We start from the raw sequence: 23641 nt of genomic DNA on the forward strand, positions 1-23641 counted from the left end.
CGCGAGCAAGCTCGCTCCCACAGATTTCGCGAACGGTGATATCAAATCGCCCAACTACCCTAAAGCTTTGGCGCGCGCGGTCGAATGTATTCCATTGAGAGATTTTTTTGCCCAGGAGCAGCGGCATGCAGACGTTAAAGGCCTTGTACGAGTCTATCGAGATGCAGTTTTTCGATACCCTCACCAAAAAACTGTCGAGCCTTTTCCTGTTGGTGCTGGTCAGTGGCTTGCTGTACTGGGTGGCCCTCAGCGCCCGCGCCGAGATCGTGCTGCAGTTGCGCAACGCGCAGTTGGACGGTGCCTTGCTGGGGCAGATCGAAGGCCAGCTCGACAGCCTCACCCATGCCCTGCTCTTCGGTGCGTTCCTGACGCTGGGCATGATCAGCTTCATGGTCTGGTATTTCCGCCACCTCATCGTGCGCCCCGTCACCGCCATGACCAAGGCCCTGGAAGAGATCGCCAACGGCGAAGGTGACCTGTCCAAGGACCTGCCGCTGGTGACTCACGACGAGATCCGCGTGCTGGCCGGCACTTGCAACCGTTTCCTGGCCAAGCAGCGGGAGATCATCAGCAACGTCCAGGCACTGACCGTGCACATCGCCGTCGAATCGGCCCGCTCGTTGAAGAACATCAGCGACTCCAGTGACAGTGCCACCCACCAGGCCCGCTTCGCCAAGGAGGTCATGGACCAGAGCAACACCGCCGTGGGCCGCATCGAAGAAGTCTCGCGCCAGACCCAAGGCATCTCCAGCACCACCGCCCAGAACCTGAGCATGGCCCGCGACTCCTACGCCGAACTGCTGGAAGTGACCGGCAACATCAGCGAAATCTCCAACAGCCTCGGTGAATTTGCCACGCTGGTGAGCGCCTTGAACCAGCGTTCCTCAAGCATCAAGTCGATTGTCGGGTTGATCCAGCAGATTTCTGCCCAGACCAACCTGCTGGCCCTCAATGCCGCCATCGAAGCCGCCCGGGCCGGCGAAAGCGGCCGTGGCTTCGCGGTGGTCGCCGATGAAGTGCGGACCCTGGCACAAAACGTCAGCCGGGCCACCGATGACATCTCACGCAACATCGACGCCATGCTCGATGAGGTCAGCTCCACCCACGAACAGACCACCCAGATCAGCCACAGCGCCCGGGAAACCCAGAAAGTGGTGGAACGCGCCTCCGGTCATTTTGAAAGCATGATCGGCGACTTCGAATCCACCAACGGCAAGCTGGCGGACATCGCGACCCATATCCAGCAGTTCGCCGACAGCAACACGGGGATCAACGACCGGGTCACCCAGATTCACGCCGACAGTCAGTTGATCGACCAGCGCATGCAGCATTCGGCGACGGCCACCCGCGACCTGTCCGGCGTGGCCGAAAAAGTCCAGGCGCTGTTGGGTCGCTTCGTGCTCGGCCACGGCAAGCTGGATGCAGCCATCACCCGGGCCAGTCAGTGCCGCGACACGCTCCAGGTTCGTCTGGAGGCGCTGCAAGGTGAAGGCCTGAATCTGTTCGATCAGAATTACCAACCGATTCCCGGCACCGACCCCAAGCAGTACATGGCCAGCTACACCGAACGCTTTGCCCAGGTTTGCCAGGAAGAATGCGACAAACTCACCCGCAGCACGCCGGGTGGCAAGGTTTCGTTCATTGTCGACAGCAAGGGCTACTGCCCGGTGAACAACAGCTGGGTCTCCAAGCCGCCAACCGGCGACCGGGTGGTGGATTTGCCGGTGTGCCGCAACAAGCGAATCTTCAACGACCCGATCGGCCTGCGCGCGGCGGGCAACGTCCAGCGTTTCCTGCTCCAGACCTACCTGCGCGATACCGGGGAAATAATGACCGAGATCGACGTACCGTTCTTCTTCGGCGGCCGTCATTGGGGCAACTTGCGGGTGGGCTTCGATGCGGCGGTGTTGTTGGCGGAGTGATGAAGCGCTCGCACGACTCCTGAGATCCTCCCACAGGGGATCTGTGGTGTATGCACATCTTGAGACCACCCCAAAAACAACTGTGGGAGCGAGCCTGCTCGCGAAGGCGGTGGGTCAGTCAACATCAATGCTGCTGATCCACCGCCTTCGCGAGCAAGCCCGCTCCCACATGGGGTTCGAGGCTACCTCAACTCAACAGCACTTGGGCCCACCCTTGCCACCGTAACGGGCCTCCTGGCGTTCGCGAAAGAACGCCTCGTAGTCCATCAACGGTTTGTCCGGGTGCTTGGTTTGCATGTGCTCGACGTAGTTGTCGTAGTCGGGCATGCCGACCATCAGGCGGGCGGCCTGACCGAGGTATTTACCCAGGCGACTCAAGTCATTGAACATCGTTGCAATCCCCTATCAAGCGTCCGGCAAGGCCTGGAATGGCGCTTCCTTGTCCGTGCGTTCCCTGGTGCCCCAGGCGGCGATACCGACCTTGAGCGCGTAGAACAGGATGCTGAAGACCACGAACAGGAACAAGGCCGTCAGCGTCGCGTTGGTGTAGGCGTTGAACACCACGTGCTGCATCTGCTCGATGCTCTTGGCCGGAGCCAGGACCTGGCCGGCGGCCAGGGCATCGTTGTATTTGCGCGCCAGGGCCAAAAAGCCGATCGCCGGGTTGGCGTCGAACAGCTTGATCAGGCCCGCGGTGGTGGTGCAGATCAGCAGCCAGACCGCCGGCAGCATGGTCACCCAGACGTAGCGCTGGCGCTTCATCTTGATCAGGACCACGGTGGCGAGCATCAGGGCGATACCGGCCAGCATCTGGTTGGAGATGCCGAACAGCGGCCACAAGGTGTTGATGCCGCCCAGCGGATCGATCACGCCCTGGTACAGCAGGTAACCCCACATCGCTACGCAACCGGCGGTGGCGATCAGGTTGGCCGGCCAGGATTCGGTGCGCTTGAGCGAAGGCACGAACGAACCCAGCAAGTCCTGCAGCATGAACCGCCCGGCACGGGTGCCGGCGTCCACCGCGGTGAGGATGAACAGCGCTTCGAACAGGATCGCGAAGTGGTACCAGAACGCCATGGTGTTCTCACCCGGCAGCACCGAGTGCAGGATCTGCGCGATCCCGACCGCCAGGGTCGGCGCACCGCCGGCACGGGCCAGCACGGTGGTCTCGCCGATGTCCTTGGCCACCGCTTGCAGCGCCTCGGGGGTGATTGCAAAACCCCAGCTGCTGACGGTCTGGGCCACGGCCACCACGTCACCGCCGACGATCGCCGCCGGGCTGTTCATGGCGAAGTACACGCCCGGCTCGATGACCGAAGCCGCGACCATGGCCATGATCGCCACGAAGGACTCCATCAGCATGCCGCCGTAACCGATGTAGCGGGCGTTGGTTTCGTTATCCAAGAGCTTGGGCGTGGTGCCCGAGGAGATCAGCGCGTGGAAGCCCGAGACCGCGCCGCAAGCGATGGTGATGAACAGGAACGGGAACAGGCCGCCCTTCCATACCGGCCCGGTGCCGTCGGTGAACTGGGTCAGCGCCGGCATTTTCAGCTCGGGCATGGTGACCAGGATGCCGATCGCCAGGGCGACGATGGTACCGATCTTGAGGAAGGTCGACAGGTAGTCCCGCGGCGCCAGGATCAGCCACACCGGCAGCACCGCCGCGACAAAACCGTAGCCGATCAGCATCCAGGTGATCTGGATCCCGGTGAAGGAAAAGGCCTTGGCCCAGACCGGATCGGCAGCGATCTGCCCGCCCAGCCAGATCGAACCCAGCAGCAACAGCACGCCGATGAGCGAGATTTCACCGATGCGGCCCGGGCGGATGTAGCGCATGTAGATGCCCATGAACATCGCGATCGGGATGGTCGCCATCACCGTGAAGATGCCCCACGGGCTCTCGGCCAGGGCCTTGACCACGATCAGCGCCAGCACCGCGAGGATGATGATCATGATCAGGAAGCAGCCGAACAGCGCGATGGTGCCGGGGATGCGGCCCATTTCCTCACGGACCATGTCACCCAGGGAACGCCCGTTGCGGCGGGTGGACAGGAACAGGACCATGAAGTCCTGCACCGCACCGGCCAGCACCACGCCGGCGATCAGCCAGAGCGTACCGGGCAGGTAGCCCATCTGCGCCGCCAGCACCGGCCCGACCAGCGGCCCCGCGCCGGCAATGGCCGCGAAGTGGTGGCCGAAAAGAATGTGTTTGTTGGTCGGGACGTAGTCCAGGCCATCGTTGTTGAGCACGGCGGGAGTAGCTCGGCGCGCATCGAGTTGCATCACGTTGTTGGCGATGAAGAGGCTGTAGTAGCGGTAGGCGACCAGATAGATGGCCACGGCTGCGACGACGATCCAGAGGGCGTTGATGGGTTCGCCGCGGCGCAAGGCCACGACACTCAACGCACAGGCTCCCAGAACAGCCACGGCAAACCAGGCGAGGTGTTTAACCAGACGGGTTGTCATTGCGTGTCTCCTGCCGATATCCAGTGGATTGCGGCGATTGTTTTTATAGTGTGCCCCGGCTATTCGGAGCCGGCCCAATATCCCTGCAATGGGTCAATAAATAAATCCGTAGTACTACGTAGAACCCCAACTTCTGTGGGAGCAAGGCTGCCCGCGATAGAGTCAATACGGTCTTTCATAAACCGCGGCGCCTGCATCGCGAGCAAGCTTTGCTCCCACATGTCTTGCGCCACAGGTTTTATGCCTCATCCATGGGTTTGGCATATGATGCCGCCATTCGCCTCCCCGCCGAGTCCGGACAGGAGTACAGATGCTGCTCAAACACAAAATCGTCGCCCTCGGGATTTTGCCGCTGGTCCTGGCCATCGCGGTCATCTGCGCCCTGGTGATCTCGCTCAATCGCCAGTTGGGCGATCAACAGGCGCAACTGATCGAAGACAGCATCCTGGCGAGCAAGCGCGCGGAGCTGAAGAATTATGTCGAGATGGCGCAGAGTCTGATCGCCCCGCTGTATGACAACGGTCGGGGAGACGAGCGCGCACAGCAGCAGGTCCTGGAAGAACTGCGCAAGCTCAGCTTCGGCATCAACGGTTACTTTTTCGTGTACGACCGCCAGGGCCGCAGCCTCATGCATGCCCGCCAGTCGGAACTGGTGGGGCAATACCTCTGGGACATGAAGGACCCCCACGGCCTGCCGGTCATCCAGGCATTGCTCAAGAGTGCCGAGTCAGGCGAAGGGTTCCAGCGTTATGCCTGGAACAAACCCTCCTCCGGCCAGGTGACCGACAAGCTGGCCTATGTCGTGATGCTCGATCAATGGGGCTGGATGCTCGGCACCGGGATTTACCTGGAGGACGTCGAACGCGCCACCCAGCAAGCCCGCGACGAAGTTGCCCACGGCATCCACAGCACCATGCAAGCCATCGCCGCGATCGCCTTGGTGGCGGTCCTGCTGGTATTTGCCGGCGGCATGACCCTCAACGTCAGCGAACATCGCCTGGCCGACAAAAAGCTGCAGCGGCTGAATCAGCGCATCGTCAGCTTGCAGGAAGAGGAACGCTCGCGGGTTTCTCGCGAGCTGCACGACGGCATCAGCCAACTGCTGGTGTCGATAAAGTTCCAGTTCGAACTGGCCAGCCATGTGTTGGAGAACGGCCAGGAGAATGGCCTGGGCATCCTCAAGAACGCGACCGATCGGCTAGGCGAAGCCATCGGCGAAATCCGTAGCATCTCCCATGACTTGCGCTCGTCCCTGCTCGATACCCTGGGCCTGCCCGCCGCCATTGGCCAACTCGCGACCGAGTTCCAACAGCGCAGCGGGCTTGAAGTGTCCTACCGAAGCAACGAATTCGATTGCCGCCTGGAAAATGGCGCCCCTGTCTCGCTGTTCCGCATTGCCCAGGAAGCCCTGACCAATATCGAGCGCCATGCCGGGGCGAAAAGTGTCGGCATCACCCTGTTCGGCTCCAGCCAGTCCTTGCGCCTGACGGTGGTGGATGACGGGATGGGCTTCAATGTCCCGCAAGTAGAGCGCGGCCACGCCGGCATCGGCCTGCGCAATATCCGCGAACGGGTCGAGCATTTCGGCGGATGCCTGGAAGTGACCTCGGCACCGGGACGAAGCGAACTGGATATCCTGCTGCCCATGAACCTCTCGGTAACGGAAAACTGATGCGCGCCCCTTCCAACAAGAGCACCTGCCGATGAACCTGCCTCCGGTGATTCGCGTCGCGCTGGTCGACGATCACTCCCTGGTCCGCGACGGCATCAAGGCCCTGCTGTCCGTCATGCCCCGACTGGACGTGGTGGGCGAAGCCGAGAATGGTGCGCAGGCGATCGAAATGGTCGGTCGCAGCCAACCGGACCTGCTGCTGATGGACATCAGCCTCAAGGACATGAACGGGCTCGAGTTGACCCGACTGCTGGGCAAGCAATACCCCAGCCTCAAGATCCTTATCCTCAGCATGTATGACAATTACGAGTACGTGAGCGAATCCGTGCGTTCCGGCGCCAGCGGCTACGTGCTCAAGAACGCGCCGTCGCGGGAAATCATCGCGGCCATCGAAGCCATCATCAGCGGCGGCACGTTCTACAGTGCCGAGATCGCCCAGCGGCTCGCCACCGACCCGAACACCGACAGCGAGCTGACGCCGCGCGAGAGCCAGGTGCTGGCGAAAATGGTCCAGGGCCTGAACAACAAGGAAATGGCCCGCGAGCTGGACATCAGCGTACGCACCGTCGAAACCCATCGCCTGAGCATCCGCCGCAAGCTGAACATCGACAAGCCCGCGGCCCTGGTGAAATACGCGATCGACCACGGGATCATTTCGCGCTAGAGAAACCATTGTGGCGAGGGAGCTTGCTCCATCGCCACAGGGTTATTCATTTCAATCGACGTGATAATAGCCAGGCAACTCAAGATCATCCAACAGACTCGGGCCGCTTGGCGTCCAGCCCAGCAAGGCGCGGGTGTATTCGCTGGACACTGCCATGTTCGCGCCCGCCATGTGGGCGAACCAGCCGAAATGCTCACGCTCCCGGGATTCCACCGGCAACCCCAGGCCACGACCGATCGCCTGGGCAATGTCCTTGAACGGCACAGCCTCGTCGGCGACGGCGTGGTAGACGGACTGCGTCACGCCCTGCTCCAGCGCCAGCCGATAGACCCGTGCGGCGTCCAGCCGATGCACGCCCGACCAGCAGTGGACGCCGTCCCCGAGATAGGCCGAAACGCCCGTCTCCCGGGCCAGGCGAACCAGGATCGGAACGAATCCGTGGTCGCCGAGGCCATGGACCGAGGGTGCCAGGCGCACGGTCGCGCAGCGCACACCACGCTCGACCAGCGCCCGGGCCGCCGTTTCGGATTTACGCGGCGAAGCCGGGCTGGGCACCTCCAGCTCGCTCGCGCCCCGAGTCAAGCCCAACAGGCCGGACGTCACCAGCAAAGGTCGCTCAGACCCCTGCAGCGCGCTGCCCAATACTTCGATTACATGGCGGTCCAACTCAGCGTTCTCGGCAAACCGCGAGAAGTCATGATTGAACGCGGTGTGAATCACCGCATCCGCCGCCGAAGCCGCCCGGTGCAGGACGTCGAGGTCATTCAATGTCCCGCGGACCACCTTCGCGCCGGTCGCGGCCAGTGCGGCAACCTTGTCATCGGAACGGGCCAGGCCGGTGACCTGATAGCCGGCACCGATCAATTCCTGGACCACGGCAGACCCAACCCAGCCCGTGGCACCGGTAACGAATACATGCATGTTTCAAACTCCTGATTAGAACCATCGAGGAACACAGACTCACTTCTGGCGCAGCTCAAGCCGGCTGCCGGCCTTGCATCCCTGGCATCACCAATGCCAGCGCCACGACAAAGGCCAGCATCACCGTAACGGCCCCGCCCAGGTAAACCGCGCCGATCCCCCACGTGCCCGCCAACGCCCCAGCCAACGGGCTGCTCAGCCCCAGGGAAATGTCCAGGAACGCGACATAGGCCCCCATGGCGAGACTGCGGTTCTGCGCTGGCGCGCGCTTCACCGCCTCCACCCCAAAGCCCGGGAAGGCCAGGGAATAGCCGAAGCCGGTGAGCGCTGCGCCCAGATAGGCCACCAGCGCAGTGTCGGCGCCCCAGATCAGCAATTGCCCGACGGCTTCGATCACCACACAGACCAGGGCGACACGCGCGCCGCCGATCTTGTCTGGAAGGTGGCCAAAGAGCAGGCGCGCACCGATGAACGCCAGCCCGAACGCGGTGAACGCCAGAGAGGCATTGCCCCAATCCCTGGCCGCAAACAACAGCGCGATAAAAGCCGTGATGACACCGAAGCCAACGCTGCAAAACGCCAACCCCATGCCCGGCACCCACACCGCGCCCAACACCTTGTAGAACGGTGCCCGCCGGGTCGCCGTAGGGGCGACAGCCCGGACACCCGCGACAATCGCCAGCGCCAGCAGCGGGATGAAAATCGTCGCGACGGCAATGCCGGTGAACCCCCAGCCGCTATTCAGCGCCACGCCGAGCGGAGCGCCCAGGGCATAGGCGCCGTACATGGCAATACCATTCCAGGCCATGACCTTGCCGGCATGCTGCGCGCCGACCAGGCCGATGCCCCAACCCAACGCGCCGGTGACGATCAGGCTTTCACCCAGGGCCAACAGGACACGACCGCCCAGCAAGAGCCAGACCGACGTGACAGGCGTAGCAACGAACGCCAAGGACAGCAGATAAACCAACCCGGAAACCGCCGCCGTCACCAGGCCGACCATGACGGCGCGCTTGCCTCCGCGCATGTCAGCGAAGTTGCCGGCCCAGGCGCGTGACAACAGCGCCGCGGCAAATTGTGCGCCGACCACCAGGCCGATGACCAGCGTACCCATGCCTAGCGTGTCATGCAGGTGCAGGGGCAAGACCGGCAATTGCATGCCCAGGGTCAGAAAACCGATGAATACCGTCAGCGTGAGTGGCAACAGCTTGAGCACCGGCTTGACGTCAGCGCTTGCCTGAGGCGCCAAGGAGGCGCCCTGATGAACGTTTTTTTGAGTCATAACCCTACTCACAGAAAGGATGCGATGTGACGTTGAACGTTGTCTGTGGAGCCGACTAGAATGCGATCAATTCGTCGCATTCAAGATACGAACAATCCGTCGCATTTCCTATTCGCATTCCCTTCCGAGGCTCATGCCCGTATGTCCGAACGCTCAAGCCCGCAGATTTCCTCACGCAAACAGCCGCAACAGGCACGCTCCACCGAGCTCGTCGCCGCCGTTCTGGAGGCGGCTGTTCAGGTTCTGGCGACCCAGGGCGCGGCACGTTTCACGGTGGCCCGAGTTGCCGAGCGAGCTGGCGTGAGCGTCGGCTCGGTGTATCAGTACTTCCCGAACAAAGCGGCGATCCTGTTCCGCCTGCAAAGTGATGAATGGCGACAAACCAGCGATATGCTGCGCGAGATCCTTGAAGACAGCCGCCAGCCGCCCTTCGAGCGGCTGCGCAGCCTCGTGCGGGCGTTCATCCAGTCCGAATGCGACGAGGCCCAGATACGCGTCGCGCTCAACGACGCCGCACCGCTCTACCGCGACGCCCCCGAACACCAGGCCGCGCGGATGTCGGTGCAACAGTCGGTGGACGCCTTCATGCTGCAAGCACTGCCTGCCGTCCCGGCACAGGCCCGCGCCCTGGCAGGTGACCTGGTGATCACGACGCTCAGTACCGTGGGCAAGCGATTTTCATCCGCGCCTCGCTCTCCTGTGGAAGTTGCCGTCTATAGCGATGCCATGGCCGATATGTTCTGCGCCTACCTGGAAAGCCTGCAGCGACAGCCCCCCGAGACGACGCTCAGCTGACTGTTCACGATCAACACCGCAGTGACAGCGAGCAGGCGCTTTCACTACACTCCCCGGTCTTGTTCCCTTCCGTTGCGAGACGTCCAATCACTATGAAAAACATAACAAGCTCGATGACGCTCTGTGGCCTGTTGGTGCTCTCCGGCAGCGCCCTGGCCGAGCCGGCACCTTCGCTGCTGGACCAGGTCCTGCAACGCGGCGAACTGAAGGTGTGCACCACTGGCGACTACAAGCCCTATACCTTTAAAACCGAGGCGGGCGAATACGAAGGCATCGACATCGATATGGCGCGCTCGCTGGCCGCCAGCCTGGGCGTCAAGGTGCAATGGGTGCAGACCACCTGGAAAACCCTGATGCCGGATATGGTTGCCGGTCAATGCGACATCGGCATGGGTGGGATTTCGGTGACGCTGGAACGCCAGAAGAAAGCTTATTTCAGTGACACCCTGGACGTGGATGGCAAGATCCCGCTGGTGCGTTGCGAAGACAAGGAGCGCTACCAGACCCTCGAACAGATGAACCAGCCTTCGGTACGCCTTGTGGAGCCGGCCGGCGGCACCAACGAAGCCTTCGTCCGGGCGTTCCTGCCCAACGGCCAGCTCAGTTTCCACGACAACGTGACCATCTTCCAGCAACTGCTGGACAAGAAAGCCGACGTGATGATTACCGACGCGTCAGAAGCGCTCTACCAGCAAAAACTCAAGCCCGGCCTGTGCGCGGTCAACCCGACCCGCTACCTGCAATATGGCGAGAAGGCCTACCTGCTGCCTCGGGATGACGCCACCTGGAAGATGTACGTCGATCAGTGGCTGCACCTGAGCAAGGCCAATGGCAGCTACCAGAAAGTGATTGGGCAGTGGTTGGCCGTCCCGGCCGCCCAATAACCGTTCGCTGACAAAACAAAAAAACATGTGGGAGCGAGCTTGCTCGCGATGGCGCCACGTCTGCCGCATTGATGTTGGCTGACGCACCGCTATCGCGAGCAAGCTCGCTCCCACACAGGGTTGGGCCTGTTCAGGACTGACCGCTTTACGTCACTGCGCCGCCCGCACCTTGGCGATCTCCTCGTACATCATCTTCACCAGCTCGCCATCCAGGGATTTGGCGAACTTGTCGATCACCGGTTGCACGCGCTCACGAAAGCGATCTTTCTCGGCTGGGGTGATCTCATTCACGGTCATCGCGCCGGCCAACGTCACCTTGGCCTTGTCCATGCCCGCCGCCGTGACTTCACGCTGGAATGTTTGCGCTTCGGCCGCGGCCGCGCGAATCATTGCCTTTTCGTCGTCGTTAAGGCGGTTCCAGGTTTTCTGGCTGATGATCAACGACTGCGGGTTGAAGATGTGGCCCGTGACGGAGAGATACTTCTGCACCTCGTAGAACTTGTTGCCCTCGATCACGGTGAACGGGTTTTCCTGACCGTCGATGGTGTGTTGCTCAAGACCCGTGTAGACCTCGGGGAACGCCATCGGCACCGGGTTGGCGCCCAGGGCGGAGAAGGTCTCCAGGTAGATCGGCGACTGGATGACGCGAATCTTCAAGCCCTGCATGTCCTCAAGCTTGGTCACCGGGTGCTTGCTGTTGGTCAGGTTACGGAAACCCAGGTCCCAATAACCCAGCCCTACCAGCCCCTTGCTATCCAGTTGCGCCGCCAGTTTCTGCCCGACCGGCCCATCGATCACCGCATGGGCTTCCTCGACGTTGTTGAACAGGAACGGGAAATCGAGCATGGCATAATCCGGTGCCTGGGCGGCCAGGATGCCGGAGTTGAGCACGGTGATGTCCAGCGTGCCGCCCTGCAACGCCGACACCGTTTGCACGTCGCCGCCTAGCGTACCGCCGGGGAACAGGCGGACCTTGATCTTGCCACCGCTCTTTTCGCTGAGCAGGTCGGCGAACTTCTGCGCGCCCTGCCCTTGTGGATGCTCCTTGACGTTCTGGAACGCGAATCGCAGGGTACGTTCGCGGATTTCATCGGCGTGGCTGACCACGCTACCCAGCAGCAGTCCCGTTGCGCACGCCCCGGCCAACAGGGTTTTCATCAGTTGTCCCATGTCACTCTCCGATCATTATTGTTTTTAAGTCGAGCTACTACGGCTTGCACCGGCATTAACCGGTGAAGAATTTCAGGGGTCCCAGGACCAGTTGCGGGAACAGGACCAGCAGGAACAGCACCGCCAGTTGCGCTAGCAGGAACGGCCACACGCCACGAACGATTTCTTCGATATTGAGCTTGGAAACCCCGCTCACCACGTTGAGCACAGTGCCCACGGGCGGGGTAATCAGGCCGATGGCGGTGTTGATCAGGAACAACACGCCGAAGTAAACCGGGTCGATGCCCGACTGGGTGATCGCCGGCATCAGCACCGGTGTGAGGATGAGGATGCTCGGCGTCATGTCCATGACCGTACCGACCAGGATGATCATCAGCATGATCACTACCAACAGCAGGGTCGGGCTATCCATGAACGGCTCGAGCACCGCCGCCAATTGGCCTGGCAAGTCGGCAATGGTCACCAGCCAGGAAGAAACCATGGCGGCGGCGACCAGCAGCATCACCACCGAGGTGGTCTTGGCCGAGGACAGGATCACCTCGTACAACTGGCTGACTTTCATTTCCCGGTAGATCACCAGGGACACGAATAGCGAATAGACCGCCGCCACCACTGCCGCTTCCGTCGGGGTGAAAATGCCGAACTTGAGGCCGAAAATAATGATGATCGGCAAGCCCATGGCCCAGCTGCCCTCAACCAATGCCCGCAGGACCTCGGCACGGGATTGCTTGGGTGGCGTCTCGACATTCTCGCTGCGGGAAACGAACCACCAGGCAATGGCGAGCGCCGCTCCGAGCATGATCCCCGGCACGATGCCGGCCAGGAACAACTTGGAAATCGACACCCCGGACGCCACGCCAAAGACAATGAAGCCAATGCTCGGCGGAATGATCGGCGCGATAATGCCACCGGCGGCAATCAAACCCGCCGAGCGTGCCCGGTTATGCCCGGCCAGCACCATCATCGGTACCAACAAGGCCGCCAGTGCCGCCGCATCGGCCACGGCCGAACCGGAGAGCGACGCCAGCAGGCAGGACGCGATGATCGCCACGTAACCGAGACCACCGCGCTTGTGCCCCACCAGCGCCATGGCAATGTTGACGATGCGTTTGGACAAGCCACCGACGTTCATGATCTCGCCGGCCAGCATGAAGAACGGCACGGCCATCAGTGGGAAGCTGTCCGCCCCGTTGAGCAGGTTCTGGGCAATGATTTGCGCGTCGAACAGATCCAGGTAGAACATCAACGCCACACTGACCACCAGCAAGGCAAACGCGATGGGCATGCCCAGTGCCATGCTGCCAATCAAGGACCCGAGGAAAATAACCAGTGTCATGGGCGGGTACTCTTGATGGGGTCAGGGGTGATGGAGTTAGGGGTGATCACCTCGGCGTCGTTGTCCTTGACCATCACCAACTCGTCGTCGCCCAGCTTGCCGGACAGCGCCAGGTAGAGCTCGTAGAGCAGGATCGCTGCGGCACTGGCGCCAAACACCAGGCCGGCCCCATAAAACAGCGCCATGGACAATCCTGACGCCGGGGCAACTACATTCAGGTTGATCGCGGCCTGTTGCCAACTGCCACTGAAAATCAGCCAGCAGATGTACAACATCAAAAGATGACTGATGACCAGGCATATACGCTTGCCGGCCGGCGGCAAGCGCTTGACCAGGCTGTCCATGCCCAGGTGAGCACGGTCCTTGAGCGCCACCAGGGCACCGAGAAATATCATCCAGACGAAGAACCAGCGCGACAGCTCCTCCGACACACTGATGCCAGAGTTGAAGGCATAACGCAGCACCACATTGCCGAACACCAGCACGATCATCGCGACCATGCACAACACAATCAGTAGCTTGAGCAGCTTGAAATACAGATCGACGATTTTTGTCATCTTGAAGAACTCCGAGGCTTGTCGAGCGCCGACATCCCATTGGCGCGATAAGACCGCAAACAGCGTGGGCCGCTAGCGGATCGAACCTGAGAGGCTGGAAGGTGCTTCCGGATTGGAACAACGGATCAAGGGAAAGGCGTGTGGCGCTCGCAGACGAGTAGGCATGGAGTATTCCTCTATTTTTATTATGGTCTTGGCCTCGTAGGGCAAGACGGGTTGCCGATAAAATGTACCACCCGGTTAGTTTGGTCAATAACCCCGACAGGCGTACAACACAAAGCGTGCGATTATCGGTCGCCATGAGAGGACGACTTACGCCTCTTGGATGTGAGTGGGACCGTTCTACGCAACTTACCGATTACAAGTAACGACTCCGCCTAGTGGGCCATTGCGAGTGGAACCATTCTTTTGGCTTATTAGTATAAAAGCTAAAATTAAATTGAACTTTTTTACAGATAGCCAACTTCAACTCCAACTAACCAAGTAAAAACCGTTATTTCAGACGACTTACAGGCGCCATTCCAATGACACCCCCGCACCGGCCAAGCGAGAAATTAGGCGCCAAAAAAACATCGGCACCACCGTCCCAATTCTGAACAGGCCATTAAATCGGCATCTAAATAATAAAAAATCTTTTTATATCAACAAGTAACAGAAGTTATAGCGCATCTTTAAGACACCTCTACCCGACCACTAAACAACCCTCAGGAAAATTATTAATAAACTTCCGCATATAAATCTTTGCGCTCATGATTTTTGATGCTAATAATCTGCCGCCCCGAACTTCAAGATGCCACTGCGTCACTTCCTGTGTACGTCAAACCGCTGTCTGACAACGGGTCACTACTCAACTTAAATCGCTTGCTTTCTCGAATGCCTCATCGCGTCCGGGCGAGCTGCTGTGCGGCGCAGCAAACTGCGCGAGGAAGGGCGTCATCGCAACTAATCATCCACGAATCAAGATCCTTTCGATCTTCGGTACCCGTCCGGAAGCCATCAAGATGGCCCCCTTGGTCAAGGCCCTCGCCGCCGAACCGGGCATTGAGTCACTGATCTGTGTCACCGGCCAGCATCAGAGCATGCTCAAGCAGGTCCTGGATCTGTTCGACCTCAAGGCCGATTTCACCCTCGACGTGATGACGCCGCACCAGACGCTCAACTCCCTGACTGCCGCGCTGTACGCAGCCATCGACCCGGTGCTGGAACAGACCCGGCCGGATCGGGTGTTGGTCCACGGCGATACCACTTCGGCCATGGTCGCGTCGATGGCCGCTTTCCATCGACGCATCCCTGTCGGCCATGTGGAAGCCGGCCTGCGCACCGGCGACATCTACAGCCCTTGGCCGGAAGAAATGAACCGCCGCTGCATCGACCTCAGCGCCGACCTGCTGTTCGCACCTACCGAACAATCGCGTGACAACTTGCTGGGCGAACGTCTGCAAGGCCGTTGCCTGGTGACCGGCAACACCGTGATCGACGCGCTGCAACTGACGGCCCGACGCATCAATGACGATGCCCGGTTGCGTGACGAACTGGATCAACAGTTCCCATACCTGCAAACCGGACGCAAGCTGCTGCTGGTGACCGGCCACCGCCGAGAAAACTTCGGCGAGGGCTTCCTGGACATCTGCAAGGCCTTGCGTCACCTGGCCCAGCGACCGGATATCCAGATCGTCTACCCGGTGCACCTCAACCCCAACGTACTAGGCCCGGTGACCGAACAGCTGGGCGATCTGCTCAATGTGCATTTGATCAAGCCGCTGGACTACCTGGCCTTCGTACGCTTGATGCAACACGCCCATGTCATCCTCACCGACTCCGGTGGCGTGCAGGAAGAAGCGCCGTCGCTGGGCAAACCGGTGCTGGTGATGCGCGATGTCACTGAACGCCCTGAAGCAGTAGCGGCGGGCACGGTGCGCCTGGTCGGCACCTCGCCGGCATCGATCATCGCTGGCGTGGACGCATTGTTCGACGATGACGCGTTGTGGCGCCGCGCCTCACAAGCCGCCAACCCCTATGGCGACGGCAATGCCAGCCAACGCATCGTCGATACCCTGATGGGGCGCCCGGTCGACGACTTCGTCGTGGCCCAACCGCCTGCACAGCAGCCGGTCGCTCCATCACTGTCCGAGCCGCGTGAGTTGCTCGCCGATTTCAACTGACCACCGTTATTCCTCTTATCAGATCGAGACTTGCCTGAATGAAGCCTTCCGTTGCCATCCCTACGGGTGCGCTCAGCGCCCTTGCCTGCGGCTTGAGCCTGCTCGCGCTCATGCCGACCTTTGCCCTGGCTGCGGACAGCCCGCTGACCCAGGCTATTCATCGACTCAACGCCGATACCCGCCAGACACGTGAAGTGCGCTTGAGCGACCTGGGTATCACTGCGCCGATCCTCTTGAGCGCCAGCGACGCCCGCCGCGAACTCTACCTGCCAGTGCCCGCCGGCGTTGCCCTCGATGACGCAACCTTGCAACTGGATGCCAGCTACCTCAATGGCGAAGGCGGTCGCAACACCCTGCTGCTGTCCCTCGATGGTTACCCGGTGCGCGCCGAAGGGCTCAGCGAGGCACAAGGCGATGCCAGCGCCACACTCGGCGTCGACAAGGCCGCGCGTGACAACGGCCTGGTGCGCCTGGGCGTTGCCTGGTCCTCGGTGGTGTCTCGACCGTTGTGCGAAGACGATCGGGTCATCGGCAACGTGCTGCGCATCCAACCCGAGACACGCCTGAACTACAGCTACGACGCCAGTCAGTTACGCGACGTTGGTACGGCTTGGACGGCCCTGCCCGGTGAACCCGGCATCCTCGTCGCCCCCGGTTCGTTGTCCGCTGCCAGCTACGATTCGGCCTGGCGCCTGGGCGTGGCACTGGAGCGCATCGGCAAACACAGCCGCATCCTGCCCTTCCCTGTCGTGCAGGACAGCGTGGACCTGAGCAGCCTGCGCATTCCTGCCGAGTTATTGAGCATTCCAGCCTTCGCCAGCCTCAACGGCAAAGGCCCGCACACCTTGGCCAACCCGGCCGAGATCGGCGCACTGCTGGTGTTGGGCCAGACCTCGAACGTACAGGCAGACCTGGCGATCAACGACCCGGAACTGCTCAAGGCCATCAACCAGTCCCTGGACGCCTTGCAAAACCAGGTCCAGGGCCTCGACACAACGGCAGCCAGCGCGCTGACCCAATGGCGCGAACAGCACGTCAACGCAGCGCTGGCGAGCGCCGGCACCGACAACGTAAGCCTGGCGCTGCTCGGCACTCGCCCGGTCCTGATGATCGCCCCGCAATCCACCGGCAAAGCCTTGTCGCTGCTCGGTTCGGCGTGGAGCAAACTGGCGAAAAGTCGCCAATTGACCGTGAGCGAAGCGCAAACACCGTTGAGCGACGATGGCCGTGTAGCCCTGTCGCGACTGGGCGGCGCCCCTGGCAACTTCGACGTGGCCTCGCGATTCGACTGGAGCACTTCGTTCCCTCTGGGCAGCGTGGCTTACGACGGTCGCCTGCCGGTCACGGCCGTGGTGAACGTCTCCGCAGCCCCGGGGGCTTCCGCTACAGCACCGGTGGCCTCGCTGTTTTTCAATGATTTCCTGATCGGCGCGCAGCAACTGACTACCGATGGTGAGCCACAGCGCATCCAGGCCCACATCCCACGCTACGCCCTGGGCTCGAAGAACACCTTGCGCGTGTCGTTCCAGCGCCAGCCGGTCAGCGACCGCTGCCTGGAAACGCCGCAAGCCTTCCCGGTATCGGTCCTGCCGACCAGCCACATCGTCCTGGAAAAAACCTCGCTGGACGACGACTTCTCCGGCATGGCCGCACGCTTCGCCGTGGACACCCAGATCCTGGTTCCCCAGGCCTACCTCGACCAACCGGCCAGCAGCCTGACGCGGGTCATTTCGGTGGCCGATACCAGCGGCGTATCGCCGCTGCGCGCGCAGCTCAAGGTCAGCGCTGATCCGAAAGCCGTCGTCAGCCCGGACAAAGCCTTCCTGGCCTTCGAGTTGCCGCTCAAGGACAGCCAGGAATCGGTCCAGGTCGACGAGCAAGGTCGCCTGCGCATCAACCACAAGGACCAGGTGTTGCTGGACGTACAACCCCTCAACCAATTGGCCTCGCTGCAAGTGGTGCAGACCGCAGGCCAGCACGGCCTGGTCTACCGGGCCCTGGGCAACCAGCCGCCAAGCCTGGCCAAGCCGATTGTGCTGACCCGTGGCGACGTGGCGATTCTGGGCAACAACGGGGCCGTGGCGATCTTCGATACCCAAGACCCAAGCGGTAGCCTGCTGATCGGCAGCGAAGAACCCAAGGGCCTGGACGCCTGGCGTAAACCTTCGCTGCTCTGGTTGATTCCAGGCGCCATTATCCTGTTCCTCCTCTTGTTGCTGGCAGGCCGTAGCGCCCGTCGCAATCGCCAGTAACGGTACCCTTCGATGACGTCGATTTATTGGCCCTATTGGCTGGCCCATTACTACAACTACCTGGAGATCGCGACCATCGTGGTCGCGGTGCTGATCCTGATCTCCAGCCTGGACGATCTGATCGTTGACGTGTGGTACTGGTCTCGTCGCCTGTACCGCAAGTTCACCGTGGACCGCCGCTACCGGCCGCTGACCGTCGAGCAATTGTTGGCCCGGGACGAACAGCCCCTGGCGATCATGGTGCCGGCCTGGCTGGAATACGACGTCATCGCGCCGATGATCGAGAACATGGTGTCGACACTCGACTACCAGAACTACGTGGTGTTCGTCGGTACGTACATCAACGACCAGCGCACCATCGACGAAGTCGAGCGGATGCGCAGACGCTACAAACAACTGCACCGCGTGGAAGTGCCCCATGCCGGGCCGACCTGCAAGGCCGACTGCTTGAACTGGGTGATCCAGGCGATTTTCCTGCATGAGAAAACCCATGGCATGACCTTCGCCGGCGTCGTCCTGCACGACAGCGAGGACGTGCTGCATCCGCTGGAACTGCGTCTGTTCAACTACCTGTTGCCGCGCAAGGACATGATCCAGTTGCCCGTGGTGTCGCTGGAGCGCAACTGGTACGAATGGGTGGCGGGCGTCTACATGGACGAGTTCGCCGAATGGCACGGCAAGGACCTGGTGGTGCGTGAAAGCATGACCGATACCGTACCCTCGGCCGGCGTCGGAACCTGCTTTTCCCATCGCGCCCTGCGGGTGCTGGCCGGTGAAACCGAAAACCAGCCGTTCAACACCGACAGCCTCACCGAGGACTATGACGTTGGCGCGCGCTTGGCCAAGGTTGGCATGAATGCGATCTTCGTACGTTTCCCGGTGCAGTTCCGGGTGCTGCGCAAATCCTGGTTTCGCAAACCCTACGAATCGACCCTGACCATGCCATTGTGCGTGCGCGAGTTCTTCCCGGACACGTTCCGCACCGCCTTCCGGCAGAAGGCACGCTGGACCCTGGGCATCGGCTTGCAAGGCTGGGAGCAGATGGGTTGGAACGGCTCGCTGGCCAACCGATACCTGCTGTTTCGCGACCGCAAGGGCGTGGTGACGGCGTTCGTGAGCATTATTGCCTACGTTATTCTGGTGCAACTGCTGGGCTTGATCGTCCTGCGCCACAGCGGCTTATGGGACGTCACCTTCCCTACGCCGTTTGAAAGCAATGACCTGATCAAATACCTGCTGCTGGCCAACGGCGTCGCCTTGGTCTGGCGAATCCTGCACCGTTATTACTTCACCGCCGTGCTGTACGGCTGGCAGCATGGCTTGCTGTCCATGCCGCGCATGCTGGTGGGCAACTTCGTCAACTTCATGGCCGCTTCCCGGGCCTGGCGCATGTTCCTGGTGGGCAAGGTGATGAATCGCAAGCTGGTCTGGGACAAGACCATGCACGATTTTCCTTCCACCGACCTGGTCGCCATCGCGCCGCGCCGCCTGGGCAGCGTGTTGCTGTCCTGGCAGGCTATCACCGACACGGCCCTGCAAAGCGCCCTCCACGAACAACAGTCGCGCAACGTGCCTTTGGGGCGAATTCTGCTCAATAACGGGTGGCTGGACGATGAAACCCTGGCCGAAGCCATCGCGTTCCAGAATGACCTGCCACGGGTCTTTGATGTCGCCGAGAAAGCCGCTGCCTCGACGTCCCCGCTGAGCCCCGAGTTTGCCTTGCGCTGGCGGGTCGTGCCTCTGGGCCCCAACAGCGAAGGCCGCGAACAGATCGCCGTCGCCAACCCCTTGCCCGATGAAGGCCTGCAACAGGTCAGCGCCGCGCTGGGTAGCGAGCCGGTGCAACTGATTGCCCGGGAAAGCGAAATTCTCGCGCTGTTGCGCAAGCTGCCTGCGCGCAACGGTCATGCCGTACCCAATGCCCGGGCGCCGCTGTTGGGCGACCTGCTGATCGAAATGGGCCTGCTCGATCGCGACGAATTCAGTCGCGTCATGCTCCAGTACCGGCCGCAACACCACGGCCGCATCGGCGATTACCTGGTCGACAGCGGCGTGCTGCCACGTTCGACGATCGAACAGGTCGTGGCCCGTCAGCACAATCTCTACCCAACGGAGCTCCCGGCATGAACCGCCCCTTCCTGACCCTTTTGGCCACGGGGCTGAGCCTGATACCAGCGTTTGCGCTTGCCGAAACGTTGCCGCTGCCACTGTCCGGGCCGGCCTATACCGCCGCCAACGAAGCCTACAGCGCCTACGAACGCAAGGACTACGACCTGGCCATTACCAAGGCACGCGAAGCCCTGCGCCAGCGTGCCGACGTGACGCGCCTGAACACCCTGATCGAGTTGGCCGAGCGGGACAAGAAACTGCGCGACCAACCCCAGCCCCTGGCAGCGTCTCGCCCCGCCAGCGCAGCACCGGGTTTCGTCGCCGCGTCCCAGGGGTTCAAGGCCTATGACCGCGAACAATTCGACCTGGCCGCGCAATCGGCCCGCAAGGCCGTCACCCAGGCACCCCGGCGCCGTGAATATCGCCTGTTGCTGATCGACGCCTTGCAGCGCCAGCAACACTTGGAAGAAGCCGACCTAGCCACCACCGATGCCCTTGGTGTCTTTGCCAACGACAACACGTTGTTGATGCGCCGCAAAGCCATTCGCCGCCAACTCGCGGTACCGCTGGCGACCCAGGGCTATCGCGCCCTGGAGCAAGGCAACACAGTCCTGGCCGTGGACCAGGCGCGCAAAGCCGTGGCCTGGGCACCAGAGATCGCCGCCAACCAGCAACTGCTCATCAGTGCCCTGCTCGCGGCGAAGGCTGACGTGAGTGCCGAACAGGCCGCTTCTGCCGCACTGGCGCTGGACGATCACCAAGCCGCGCCGTGGATCCTGCGCAGCTTTGCCCGTAACCGCCAGGGCAAGACGCAGGCGGCCCAGGACGATCTTCACCAAGCGCAGAGCCTTGCGGGCCTGTCGGTCGGGGAAGCTCGTGACATCCGCTTCGCACAGGCCCAATCCTCACCACCTGTGCTGCTATGCCAGGAGAGCACCTACGGTCTGACCTGCTCCATCTCGCCGGGCAACACCGGCGGGCAGGCTCCGGTGAGCGATCTGCAGCTAGCTTATGACTGGGTTCGAGCCGGCGACGACGAATCAGCCCATGCCGCGTTCCGCAAGGCGGACGCCACCGCGCGATTGGCACCGGCACCCGCCCAGGACGCTGCCTACAACGCCATGCGAGTCCATGAAGACGACGAAGCCGTGGCGTACTTCAAGCGCGTCATCGATGGGCAAAAAACCGCTGAGACGCCCTTGTCCCCGCAACAGCTTGTCGATACCCGTCGCACCGTGGGCGATGTATCACGCAGACTCGGCCTGACCAGCACCACCAGCTATCGCGGCAGCAGTTCCAGTGGCCTGAGCGCCGCCCCGGGCACCAGCAGCAGCGGCAGCGAAAGCAATGACCTGCTGCAAAACAGCACCGAACTGTCGTGGCGTCCGCTGGGCTATCGCAATGGCCGCTTTGTCGAACTCTACGGTCGCATCACTGACACCCTGTGGAGCAAGAACAGCGAATCGGACACGGGCGCGGATGCCTTGCAAGGCGCTCTCGGCGTGCGGGTCAAGCCCTTCAGTTCGGTCAACATCATGGCGGCCCTTGAACGGACCTTCCCGCTGGGCTCTTCCAATGTCGACGGCGACTGGCTGGTGCGACTGGGCTACGGTTCGAGCATCGGCACCGATCTGCGGGTCGATGTGCCGAGCTGGTGGACCTCGCAGCTGTACGCCGAGGTCGGCCACTACATCAACGACTCGCGAGACTACTTCAACAGCGAATGGCAAGTGGGCCGCAGCTATGCCATCGGCGGAACCGGCTCGCGCTGGGTGACCTTCCCCCATGTCGTCGCGGCGATCGACTACGATTCCAAGATGAAGAGCGAAGCCGGCGGCGGCTTTTCTTCCGGCGACGCCGGGGGGATCGGGATAGGAAACAACGTACGTTACTGGTTCCGGGAAGACGCCTACAACGCGCCACGCTCCTATGTGGACCTGTCCCTGCAATACCGGGCCAGGGTGTTTGGCGAGGATCGCGCCAAAGGCGTGTTCGCGCGCCTGACCTACTCCTATTGAGGACGCTGGTGGGATATTCGGTTCGTCGGTACGAAAAGCGGCTCGCCTTGCCGAGCCGCGACTACACTGCATCCAGAAGGGACTTGTTTGAATAGCTTCGCAAAGTTCGTCAATCGCAAGACCGTCGCGGCGCTGTTACTGGCCGCGCTCCTCGGCGCAGGTACAGGGACGTACTACATAATGACCACCACGACACCGAACATCGTCGGCATCGTCTGGCAGCCGGACAACCAGACCGTCGGCATCAGCGGCAATTGGGAAAAACTGGGGGTGCACGAGTTGCTCGTGCAATGGACGGTGGTGGACGACCAGGCCTTCGTGCCCGGCACCGGCCTGCCCAGCGTACCGGTACTGCCGGACTGGGCGCGCATCGCCAGGACGCCCTGGGCCCAGGATGTCATCCTCGGGCTGGCCGGCTATTTCAGCGAGAACCGCTCACGAGAAAACATCGAGCAACTGGCCGCGCTGTCGGAGCGCATTGCCGGGTTGCCAACGCCATTGCATGTCACCGGTTGGTACTTTCCGGCTGAGGTCGACCCCAGCTGGTCGGGCGCCACGGAGCTGCCGGCGTTGCTGGCCAAGCTGCCGCGCCCGCTGTGGATCAGCGTCTACGACGGCGCCAACATCGGCCCCGCCGCTACCGCAGACTGGCTCAAGCAATGGTTGCCGAACGACATCGGTGTGTTCTTCCAGGACGGCGTTGGCGTCTATGCCCGCACCGCCCCGGTTGCCCGAAGCTACGCCGATGCCCTGCGTGACCGGCTTGGCAAGGATCGCGTGCGGATCATCGTCGAAGCCTTTCGCCCCAAATACGGCGGTGGTTTCCGCTCCGCCACGGTCGACGAGCTCAAGCCACAATTGGCGGCCTATGCAGGCTATCCGCTCTACCTGTTCGACGGGCCGCACTACATGACACCAACCTTGGTGGACCAGTTGAAACAAGCCCTGGCCCTGCCTTGATCAGGACTTAAAGCCATCCGCTTGCCCCCGCTAACTGAGTTTGTATCGGTCTGTATCTGAAATGCGGACCGATACAAAACAATGCATCTCGCCCTCTCCTGGCACACATCGTCGATACATCCGCGCGTTGAACTGTGATCACCGGACAGCAACACATTCGCTGCCACGGACCCACTCAATCAAGCGCAAGGAGAATCACCATGTTCAATTTCTCGAAAGTATCGTCCCTGGCTATCGCCCTGACATTGGTTGGCGGTGTCGGCCTGGCCAATGTCGCCTCGGCCACCGCAGCCAGTGCATCGATTCACAACCAGGCGCAACAGCTGGCTGAAGGCGGCTCCGATCGCTTGCTCGAGAACCGTGTGGCTGAAGGTGGCGCTGATCGGCTGCAGGAGTTGCGTGAACGCAGCGCGGTGTGAAGCGCTTTTGTGGCAATGGCGCTTACTCTCGCTCGATTCTGTAGGAGCTGGC

The 23641-nt window shown here is 61.7% G+C and carries 18 protein-coding genes; 11 read left to right on the forward strand and 7 right to left on the reverse strand.

The annotated features are described in order from the left end of the window. Window positions 1-125: 125 nt before the first annotated feature. A complete protein-coding gene (locus AB4O22_RS11745) occupies window positions 126-1922 on the forward strand; it encodes a methyl-accepting chemotaxis protein (protein WP_223472738.1) in 1797 nt (598 codons plus the stop codon). Window positions 1923-2114: 192 nt separating this feature from the next. Here the strand turns inward: AB4O22_RS11745 and AB4O22_RS11750 are convergent, their stop codons facing one another. Both AB4O22_RS11750 and AB4O22_RS11755 read right to left on the reverse strand, forming a co-directional pair. Continuing rightward, a complete protein-coding gene (locus AB4O22_RS11750) occupies window positions 2115-2312 on the reverse strand; it encodes a YbdD/YjiX family protein (RefSeq protein WP_003201656.1) in 198 nt (65 codons plus the stop codon). A 15-nt stretch (window positions 2313-2327) separates the two neighbouring features. Further along, window positions 2328-4388, reverse strand: coding sequence for a carbon starvation CstA family protein (locus AB4O22_RS11755; RefSeq protein ID WP_460096359.1), 2061 nt, complete (start codon window positions 4386-4388; stop codon window positions 2328-2330). 310 nt (window positions 4389-4698) lie between these two features. On the opposite strand from AB4O22_RS11755, the gene AB4O22_RS11760 reads away from it, so the two are divergent. Together AB4O22_RS11760 and AB4O22_RS11765 are read left to right on the forward strand one after the other, a co-directional pair. Beyond that, window positions 4699-6060: a cache domain-containing protein gene (locus AB4O22_RS11760; RefSeq protein WP_223471933.1), complete on the forward strand. Its 1362-nt coding sequence runs from the start codon at window positions 4699-4701 to the stop codon at window positions 6058-6060. A gap of 31 nt (window positions 6061-6091) precedes the next feature. After that, entirely contained in the window at window positions 6092-6724 is a 633-nt protein-coding gene (locus AB4O22_RS11765; protein ID WP_223471932.1) for a response regulator, read from the forward strand. 51 nt (window positions 6725-6775) lie between these two features. On the opposite strand, the gene AB4O22_RS11770 is transcribed toward AB4O22_RS11765, so the two are convergent. Together AB4O22_RS11770 and AB4O22_RS11775 are read right to left on the reverse strand one after the other, a co-directional pair. Beyond that, window positions 6776-7645, reverse strand: coding sequence for an SDR family oxidoreductase (locus AB4O22_RS11770; RefSeq protein WP_223471931.1), 870 nt, complete (start codon window positions 7643-7645; stop codon window positions 6776-6778). A 55-nt stretch (window positions 7646-7700) separates the two neighbouring features. Continuing rightward, window positions 7701-8927, reverse strand: coding sequence for an arabinose transporter (locus AB4O22_RS11775; protein ID WP_003201646.1), 1227 nt, complete (start codon window positions 8925-8927; stop codon window positions 7701-7703). Between the two features lie 141 nt (window positions 8928-9068). Between AB4O22_RS11775 and AB4O22_RS11780 the strand changes: the two genes are divergently transcribed. Then, window positions 9069-9722 (forward strand): TetR family transcriptional regulator, encoded by a 654-nt coding sequence (locus AB4O22_RS11780; protein WP_003201644.1) that lies wholly within the window; start codon window positions 9069-9071, stop codon window positions 9720-9722. Window positions 9723-9814: 92 nt separating this feature from the next. Further along, window positions 9815-10606, forward strand: a complete 792-nt coding sequence (locus tag AB4O22_RS11785) for a transporter substrate-binding domain-containing protein (RefSeq protein WP_223471930.1) — start codon at window positions 9815-9817, stop codon at window positions 10604-10606. 150 nt (window positions 10607-10756) lie between these two features. On the opposite strand, the gene AB4O22_RS11790 is transcribed toward AB4O22_RS11785, so the two are convergent. The 3 genes from AB4O22_RS11790 to AB4O22_RS11800 are packed head-to-tail and all read right to left on the reverse strand — an operon-like array spanning window position 10757 to window position 13669. Beyond that, the gene (locus AB4O22_RS11790; protein WP_027911695.1) at window positions 10757-11776 is read right to left on the reverse strand and encodes a TRAP transporter substrate-binding protein; all 1020 of its coding nucleotides are present in this window, start codon (window positions 11774-11776) and stop codon (window positions 10757-10759) included. A 55-nt stretch (window positions 11777-11831) separates the two neighbouring features. After that, the gene (locus AB4O22_RS11795) at window positions 11832-13112 is read right to left on the reverse strand and encodes a TRAP transporter large permease subunit (RefSeq protein WP_460096360.1); all 1281 of its coding nucleotides are present in this window, start codon (window positions 13110-13112) and stop codon (window positions 11832-11834) included. Further along, entirely contained in the window at window positions 13109-13669 is a 561-nt protein-coding gene (locus tag AB4O22_RS11800) for a TRAP transporter small permease (protein WP_460096361.1), read from the reverse strand. Before AB4O22_RS11800 ends, AB4O22_RS11795 begins: the two co-directional genes overlap by 4 nt. Window positions 13670-14604: 935 nt before the next feature. Here AB4O22_RS11800 and wecB point away from each other — a divergent pair. The 6 genes from wecB (at window position 14605) to AB4O22_RS11830 (ending at window position 23589) form a co-directional block, all read left to right on the forward strand. Continuing rightward, window positions 14605-15831 carry a non-hydrolyzing UDP-N-acetylglucosamine 2-epimerase gene (gene wecB, locus AB4O22_RS11805; RefSeq protein WP_080560970.1) on the forward strand — a complete coding sequence of 409 codons (1227 nt, stop codon included), beginning with the start codon at window positions 14605-14607 and terminating at the stop codon, window positions 15829-15831. A 38-nt stretch (window positions 15832-15869) separates the two neighbouring features. Continuing rightward, window positions 15870-18083 (forward strand): hypothetical protein, encoded by a 2214-nt coding sequence (locus AB4O22_RS11810; RefSeq protein WP_223471928.1) that lies wholly within the window; start codon window positions 15870-15872, stop codon window positions 18081-18083. A gap of 12 nt (window positions 18084-18095) precedes the next feature. Beyond that, a complete protein-coding gene (locus AB4O22_RS11815; RefSeq protein WP_003201631.1) occupies window positions 18096-20210 on the forward strand; it encodes a glycosyl transferase family protein in 2115 nt (704 codons plus the stop codon). Further along, complete coding sequence (locus AB4O22_RS11820) at window positions 20207-22210, forward strand: NfrA family protein (protein ID WP_460096362.1); 2004 nt, start codon at window positions 20207-20209, stop codon at window positions 22208-22210. Before AB4O22_RS11815 ends, AB4O22_RS11820 begins: the two co-directional genes overlap by 4 nt. 180 nt (window positions 22211-22390) lie before the next feature. Further along, window positions 22391-23170, forward strand: coding sequence for an alpha-amylase family protein (locus AB4O22_RS11825; RefSeq protein WP_003201628.1), 780 nt, complete (start codon window positions 22391-22393; stop codon window positions 23168-23170). Window positions 23171-23370: 200 nt separating this feature from the next. Then, window positions 23371-23589 (forward strand): phage infection protein, encoded by a 219-nt coding sequence (locus AB4O22_RS11830; RefSeq protein ID WP_212795843.1) that lies wholly within the window; start codon window positions 23371-23373, stop codon window positions 23587-23589. Window positions 23590-23641: the final 52 nt, after the last annotated feature.

The organism is Pseudomonas sp. S3_B11 (assembly GCF_054667715.1).